General features: G+C 54.0%; 6 protein-coding genes and 2 pseudogenes. 3 read left to right on the forward strand and 5 right to left on the reverse strand.

Features of this window, described 5'->3' with window-relative positions; translation table 11 throughout:
- The first annotated feature begins 225 nt into the window (after positions 1-225).
- Entirely contained in the window at positions 226-891 is a 666-nt protein-coding gene (locus tag AC0AP0_RS00360) for a helix-turn-helix transcriptional regulator (protein ID WP_490428807.1), read from the forward strand.
- Between the two features lie 97 nt (positions 892-988).
- On the opposite strand, the gene AC0AP0_RS00365 is transcribed toward AC0AP0_RS00360, so the two are convergent.
- On the reverse strand, positions 989-1,459 hold the full coding sequence (locus tag AC0AP0_RS00365) for a hypothetical protein (RefSeq protein ID WP_490428808.1): 471 nt from the start codon (positions 1,457-1,459) through the stop codon (positions 989-991).
- A 936-nt stretch (positions 1,460-2,395) separates the two neighbouring features.
- Here AC0AP0_RS00365 and AC0AP0_RS00370 point away from each other — a divergent pair.
- Both AC0AP0_RS00370 and AC0AP0_RS00375 read left to right on the forward strand, forming a co-directional pair.
- Positions 2,396-3,748: a 3'-5' exonuclease gene (locus AC0AP0_RS00370; RefSeq protein WP_490428809.1), complete on the forward strand. Its 1,353-nt coding sequence runs from the start codon at positions 2,396-2,398 to the stop codon at positions 3,746-3,748.
- A 235-nt stretch (positions 3,749-3,983) separates the two neighbouring features.
- On the forward strand, positions 3,984-4,751 hold the full coding sequence (locus tag AC0AP0_RS00375; protein WP_490428810.1) for an LOG family protein: 768 nt from the start codon (positions 3,984-3,986) through the stop codon (positions 4,749-4,751).
- Positions 4,752-4,770: 19 nt separating this feature from the next.
- Here the strand turns inward: AC0AP0_RS00375 and AC0AP0_RS00380 are convergent, their stop codons facing one another.
- The 4 genes and pseudogenes from AC0AP0_RS00380 to AC0AP0_RS00395 all read right to left on the reverse strand — a co-directional run.
- Positions 4,771-5,448, reverse strand: a complete 678-nt coding sequence (locus tag AC0AP0_RS00380; protein WP_181414928.1) for an O-methyltransferase — start codon at positions 5,446-5,448, stop codon at positions 4,771-4,773.
- Between the two features lie 73 nt (positions 5,449-5,521).
- Positions 5,522-6,061, reverse strand: a pseudogene (locus AC0AP0_RS00385) (4Fe-4S dicluster domain-containing protein); the annotation flags it as partial.
- A gap of 300 nt (positions 6,062-6,361) precedes the next feature.
- Positions 6,362-6,835 (reverse strand): annotated as a pseudogene (locus AC0AP0_RS00390) (2Fe-2S iron-sulfur cluster-binding protein); the annotation flags it as partial.
- Between the two features lie 27 nt (positions 6,836-6,862).
- Positions 6,863-7,693: FAD-binding protein (locus AC0AP0_RS00395; RefSeq protein WP_490428811.1), on the reverse strand; the 831-nt coding region annotated here is incomplete at its 5' end.

Raw genomic sequence — 7,693 nt, forward strand, 5'->3', positions numbered from 1 at the left:
CCTGTCCGGGGGTGTTTCTTCAACCTACATTCTGGCTGAGTTATGCTGATAACCCTTGAAAATGAGGGTGTCAAAGACTTTTGGCAGGGGAATTTTTGCTGGGTGAGGGGTTGGGTTGATAGCTTGAGGGGGTCGGACTTGCGCAGGTCACGATGATGCAAGCGCATAGTCATCAAACCAACATTGGTGAGCGGACGATGGTCAGGGAAAGCGGGTGGCAGGGGTATGGAACTGGGCAATCAGATTCGCCGGTATCGCTCGGAGCGGGGCATGTCCCAGGACGATCTCGCCGGCAGAATATTCGTGTCCCGCCAGACCATATCCAACTGGGAGAACGATCGTACCTACCCGGACGTACAGAACCTGCTCCTCCTGTCCAACCTCTTCGATGTGACCATCGACCAGCTGATCAAAGGAGACCTCGACATCATGGAGAAGAGCATTGATTCGGAAACCAAAAACCTTCGCCGACTCGGCTTGGTCTGTGGAATTCTCACGGTCTTCATGTTTTTGACCCTTATCGTCGGGTTTGCTCTCTATATGAAGTTGAATAAGTCAGATGTGATTCTGTATGCCATGCTCGCCATGGTTCTGATAACGGGCATTTTGGGTATCATAGCTGCCGCGTACATTGAGCAGATTAAAGCCCGCAATGATGTGCAGACCTATCGGGAGATCAAGGCCTTTCTGTCGGGCGAGGAAGTGGACCGCAGTAAACGAAGCCACTTTGAACGAAAGTGGCTCATGCCCGGAAATCAATACTACAGCCAGGCGTTCAAGTCCCATCCGATTGTGGGGCCGGTCATCCATTTCTGTGTAACTTCAGCCGTTGGATTCTCTCTGGGTGCAGGTATCGTCTGGACTCTGCTTCATATCTTTGGCATGACCTGACTTGCATAGGGAAAGCAGATCGCACCTCAGAAATACGCTTTTGTATGACATTTCTTGGGTAGAAGTTGAGGGGGGGGGCTATACAGATATTTTTTTTTTACTGCTTCTTGAGGTGAACGGTGGTTGTGGTGCCCATCGCGCTGGCCTTGTATGTGATTTCACCGTTTTCATACTTGAAATCTTTGGTGTCGTCCTGTGAGGCGAGCAAGCTCTGCGACATTTTGTCCTTGTTTCCCTGGCTGGTCCAAGAGTAGCCGCCGGCGGTGGTGGGTGGGGTGAAGCTGCCGGACCAATATAGGCTGGAGGTGTCGGGGCTCACCCAATTTATTTCTATGCTATCAGCGGTCACCGTTGCCTGCTGGTAGTGGTCTTTATCGGAACTGTTTGTCTGCTTCCATGTCCCTGTTAGATCGGCCGGTTGTGGGGCTTTGTTCGTTTTCTTGGGCTCCCCTTGTGAACTGGTCGTTTGCTTTCCTGCATCCGAGCTTGTTGAAGAATTTCCTTCGCAGGATGACAAGCCCATCAACATGACTATTGCGGCAACTGTAGCCGCGATGCCCTTACGCATTTGTGCTTCCTCTCGTCTTCAGTGAACGGCAATAGAATATCATGCAGGCCTAAGCGAGACAGAAGTTGGCATTCATATCAGCCCCCCCCCCTGTAGGTCACAGAGATGACGGGTTTACGATGCTAATCGAATCCTGTGGAAAACAGCTCCAAGTTTGGAAATAAATCGTTAGCGTTGCTTTTGTACATAGCTCCTTTGGACAGGTATTTGATTGGATTGATAAATTGCAGAATAGGGTCCCCTTGCTCGAAAGTTTAAGCGTGATTCGTGCTTATACTTTTGCAGAGTCAATGTGCTTTCAATCTGTCAGTTATTTGAAGAGCAGACGATGTTGTTGATCAGATGCTTGAATGGGAAAGTCATCAGACGATAGATCGAGTCTTTTTTATCAAAGAGGTGTTTGCGTGGCAGGATTCATATGTCTGCTGTGACATTAAGGTCAAGCCTATCTGGGCTTTTTACCGTAAGTACGCGCATTTTACCATAAAGCCCGTTTTCAGTGCGCTTGCTGCTTACTGGGTCAGAATATACGAAAAGTACTGTATTCAGTATGTTTAAGGTTTGATGCAGAGTCACGCCGCATTATATATTTCCCCCCACATCTTCTGCTGCAGAAGTTATAGCGGACTGGGAAAGCAATGGGAATGTTCAAGAATTTGTTTCAAAGGTAAGTTTGTTTTCAGCAGTCATAGCGAAGACATATAAGCGACGCATCAGTTACTGCCGGTCGATGTTCAGTATCGTCTTGCCGAGTTACTTGATTATGGCATGTTGTAAGTGAGCGAACTTATGCAGAAAGCGATATATCCACACTGGACCTTGCATGAGTCATGCTCTTCGTTCCCTGCAAAGGTGTCCGCTGATGTTTACACGCACTGATAGAGGGAATCCGAATAATGTTGATGGGTTTCCAGGCTGCGGTGTAGCTTATCAATCGTGAGGAAGAGGAAGAATGACAAGGGCACGTTGCTGGGTATTGTCATTCTTGCAGTGCTTGGCGTGATCATCATGCATCCGGTGATCTCAGGAATCATTATTGCGGTTATCATTCTGTTGGTAGTGCTGTATGCGATGGCGCATAAACAGAAGACTCAAGACCTCGGAAATGAGCATATAAGCCCAACTGCTAAGAAAAGGCATGGTCCGAGAGGAAAACATGCAAAACGGCCCGCTGACGAGCTAGTTCCTTTGAACGATAATATGAAACCTGCTGACAACGATGACGGCTTGCCTGCGGATTATGTGGCGCTTGATACCGAGACGACGGGTCTGCGTGCACAGATGGATCAGATCATCGAGATCGGGGCAGTGAAGGTTCGCGGCCGGAGCATTGTCGACAGTTTCGACACCTTGGTCGATCCCGGCAGGAGTTTGGACAGCAGGATTGTCGAATTGACCGGCATTACTGATGCCATGCTGGAGGGTCAGCCGAAGATCGGCGATGTGTTGCCTTTGTTCTGGTCCTGGGTCGGCGACGACCCTGTTGTAGGTCATAATCTGCGCTTCGATATGAGGTTTTTCGAAGCTGAGAGTGCACGAGTGGGGTATACCATGCCCGGCCCAGTGTGCATGGATACCTTGCAAATGAGCCGAGCTTTGTTTCCACAGGAGAAGCACCATCGGCTGCAGGATCTTATTCGCAGATTCGGCATCGCAGAGAACGAGGAGCATCGTGCATTGTCTGACGCCGCGCAGACGCAGGAGTGCTTTGAATGGATGCGCCGGTATATGAGCGAACTAGGTGGAGGGTTCACTACTATCTTCAAATCGTCAGATTCTTCATCCAGTGCTTCTACGGTATTGAAGCAGTCTAGGCAGTCCCGGCGTTTCAAGGGAAGGGGTGTGCATCGCCCATGCAATCAGCGTCCCGATGGTCAGTGCATCGTAGAGGGTATAGATAAGTGGCAGACCGTTGGTGTGTCGGGTGCGGCAAAGCATCAGGATCTGTTTAACCGATTCTCCACCAGTGACGAGGTCTGGGTGAGATTGCTGCATGGATTCATTGAAACAGGTAAGTACAAAGGTTGGCCGACAATCCAAGTCTGGCTTGACGGAGAATATGCGGGATGTCTCACCGTATTGCAGACATCACGCCATTACCGCCAGGTTCCGCCTGAAGGCGGCGTATCGTACGCACATTTCGGCGTGAGAACTAAAAGGGGAACCTGCCAGTTGCGGGTCTCATTCCCCTATGCCCATGCCGAGATGGAATTGAGCCAATTCGCGCAAACAGCTTCACTGAAGGAAGTTGATATGACTGGTTCGGCGCAGATGAAGTTTGAGATGTAGCCAAATATTCAGATCTGCCTTGATAGTTATCGAACAGAACCGTAAAGCAAGGAAGCAAGAAACTTGGCTCAATAGTTCGTATTCCGTGTGAGCTCTGCCTAGACAGACAGCATTCTGAATAGTCGAGTGCCGATGGCTACCTTGCTGTCAGCCGGGCGGCGGGGGCCGCTATCATGAGAGCCGGAACAGAATCGAGCGGGTCCTTCGGATCGGGGCCCGATGAAGGAATGCGTACATGGCGGATATGGTTGACAATCACAATGACGATGAAGGCCCGGACTTAGGCAGGACCTACCACAGCGGTCCGGTCATCATGCGCGGGCCCATGATTCCCGAGGCGGATGCCAACGCTGGTCTGCTCTCATCAGGCGGCGATACGAACTGGCTGCATATGGACCCCTGGCGGGTGCTACGCATCCAGGCTGAGTTCGTTGACGGGTTCGGTGCGCTGGCGGAGCTGGGTCCGGCAGCCGCCATCTTTGGCTCAGCGCGGACCGGCAGGGATGATCCCACCTATGCTGCTGCGCGCAAGATGGGCGGCGACCTGGCCAAGGCCGGTATGGCGGTCATCACCGGGGGAGGGCCTGGTATCATGGAGGCGGCCAACCAGGGCGCTGCTGAGGTCGGGGGCAAGTCCGTCGGTCTGGGCATCGAATTGCCCATGGAGCAGGGACTCAACCGCTGGGTGAATCTGGGCATCACTTTCCGTTACTTCTTCGTACGCAAGATGATGTTCATGAAATACTCCTCAGGCATCATCGTCTGCCCCGGTGGGTTCGGTACCCTGGACGAGATGTTCGAAGTGCTGACCCTGGTCCAAACCCATAAGGCACCCAGCATGCCCATTGTCCTCTTCGACAGGGCCTATTGGCAGGGGCTCTTTGACTGGTTTTCGGACACGGTGAGGCAGCGGGGCATGATTTCTGAGCTGGACCCCGATCTGGTCATCCGCACTGATGATCCTGATGAGGCTGTCGAAGTCATCCTGCGCCATCGTGGCTGAGAATAATAGCGGGCAGCGGTCAGCGGGCACGGGTGGCCATGATCATACCTGTGCCGATGGGCAGCAGACATGATTCCCAGGCATCGTCTTTGCTTATGGCCTCTATGATGGTCCGTAAGGTGGTGGTTTTGGCGGATCTGTTGGCCGGATTGAGTATGCCACCCTTGTCTGGGTCCTCCAGCAGATTGAAGGCATCCGTGAAAATCAGCTGTCCTCGGTCCTTGAGTAGGCGCGGAGCCTGGTCCATGACCTGTTGGTAGTTGTCCCCATTGCCTGAGACGACGATAAGGTCGTAGTCGCTGGGGTTGAGCCTGGGGAAGTAGGTTCTGGCAGCCGAGTTGACCGCTCGTAGCCTCATGCCTGGGTGGGCCTTCTCCATGCCCGCGAATATTTTTTTTACCAAGGAGGTGCCTTGGGCTGTTGAGTCGACGGCGGTGAACTGGCCATGACCATGCAGGCCCGTCATCAGGCGCAGGGCTTCGACCACGGAGCCGTTGCCGACCAGGATGATGGATGCCGGAGCGTTCCGGCCAGCCAAAAACTGCAGAAAGGCGCCTTGGGACCGGGAACACTGTGCGAATCCGGCCTCCGAAGCCTTGTCTCGCAAGGTCTGCAACTTGTCGGATTCGACGTTCAGAACGCTTGCCTCGGCGAATTCCCATCCTCTGGCGATGTTGTTGTACGAGGTTTTATCCATGCTAACCATGGTAACGACTAGAGGGCACAAGCCTGTCGCCAGCTCTTGCTGTCCTGTATGTACGTGAGTCTGGCTACTCTTTGACAGCTTCGACTAGCTTCCACATCTCTTCGCCCACGTCGATGCCTCTGGGACAGGGTCGGGTGCAGGCCCGTATGGACTGGCACGCCTGGATTCCGTCCACTTGGTCAATGGCTTCAAGTCGTTCCTGCCGATGGCTGTCACGGGAATCGTTGATGAATCGAGCCGCTGCAATCATGGCTGCCGGGCCGGCGAAGGCCTCACCACCCGCATAAATTGGACAGGCGCCCTGGCAGAGTCCGCAGGCGATGCAAGTGCTGAGCAGTTCATACCGGGCCAGCTCTTCGGGAGTTTGCCGGTATTCTGACGCTGGTTCTGCGTTGGCTGCCTTAGTCTGGGCTGCTTGACTGGTGGCCTTCGCTAACGGGTCCTGGGCAGAATCATGCATTTGCTGCTGATCGGATTCACAGCGATTGTGGTTGCTCTCGGCAAAGGAATCGTCGTGGAGCAGATAAGGCTTGAATCGTCGAATCTGCTCAAACATGGTGTCGGTGTCCACTATCAGGTCTCTGAGTGGGGTGAAGCCCGGGAGGGGACGGATCTCTACCACTGAAGATTTGTTAGAGTCTGAAGTTTTTGTAAGGTGTGTGCCGGCTTTATGGTTTGTGGTTTCTGTATGGTCTGAGGCTCCAGAAGGATCTGTGGCTTTAGGGCCTATGGTTCTAGAGTCTATGCCCGAATCTGAGTGTAATGCCGACGAAGGTGTGGCCGTTGTGGTGGTCGCCGTGCCGGTGCGACGGAAAGCAGGAGGCTGCTGAACCCGTGGACTTCCATTAACAATACCGGGTGTTTCGTACGCATTCGGCATGGTCTCGGAGGCGGACAAGCAGTTGGCGATGGTGGCTGTGCACAGCAGATCCGGACGGCCATTGATGAGCACGGCATCCGATCCGCACATGCCATGTCCACAGGAGTACCGGAAGTTCAGTGTGGGATCCACCTCTCGCTTGATTTGTAGAAGAGCATCCAAGACCGTGTGCTGTGGGGCAATGTGAATGGTGTACTCCTGCGTCCAACGACGGCCTCGACCCCTTCGGCTGCCTGTTGTGGCGAAAGGATTACTTTTGGCGAATGGGTTGGTTCGTACCGGATGTCCTGATTGAGGTCGTGGGGTGAACCGGGCTATTCGGAAAGTCACCGGACGGGGATCGCGGTCCGACGCGGATGCCTTTGACCCGACTGAGCCGGTGGACTGTGATGTCACGGTTGCTCCTGTCCTTGCTCGGGATGTGGCCCGATGCCCACTGATATGTGCGGACTCCATCCTAATCCCTGCCAGACCGGGATAGGTTTTGAACAGGTGCATGTCTGACCAGATTGGACTCAGGATACATCAGTAGTTACGGCCCTCGGGAGGCATGTCGACGATATGAACAGGCTGCCAGGAGACAACTTCCTTGGCATCAATCATAGTGTGAGCTAAGTAGCGTTCGTCATCGCGTTGGGGATAATCGCTCCGGTACAGGGCGCCACGAGATTCCTGACGCTTCAGGCTGGCATTCAGCACGGCTCGGGCCAGGATCAGCAGGTTGTCTACCTCCATGATGGCGGTCACCTCCTGGTTGAGCACTGCTGTGCCACTGTGCGCACGCAACTGCTTGGCATCGGCATCCAGTTGATCTAGGCTGTGCAAACCCTTTTCTATGCTGCTTTGATTGCATCGGACGGCAACGGCCTCCTCCATCAGCCGTCCCAGTTGACCCATCAGTGCGTAAGGGTTGTTTGGGCTGGCACTGTCATCGGGGTCGGATGCTTCGTCAAGGTCGTTAGCCAATGCTGGTTCCGAGGGGTCGGTTTTACTTGCGCCAGAAAGTAACTCGTCCATGAAGGCCTGACGCTTTTGCAGTGCATGTGTGAGCGCAGACGCATCGGCCATGTCGTTTGGCTTGCCGGCATTGGCCATGACGGCGGCGATGGCCTGTCCTGTCCTGGTCCCGAAGAGGCAGGCGTCCAGCAGGGAGTTGCCACCTAGCCGGTTGGCTCCGTGAACGCTGACGCAGGAGCACTCCCCGGCGGCGTATAGTCCGTCGACGATTCGACGGCGGCCATCCTGCCAGCGATAGACGCGGCCACGATCTGTGATGGGTATGCCGCCCATGGTGTAGTGGGCGGTGGGTTTGACAGGAACCATGTCCACAGTGGGATCCAGGTGGGCGTAGCGATG

It is taken from the genome of Bifidobacterium sp. POST2/T3 (B1) (assembly GCF_058197115.1).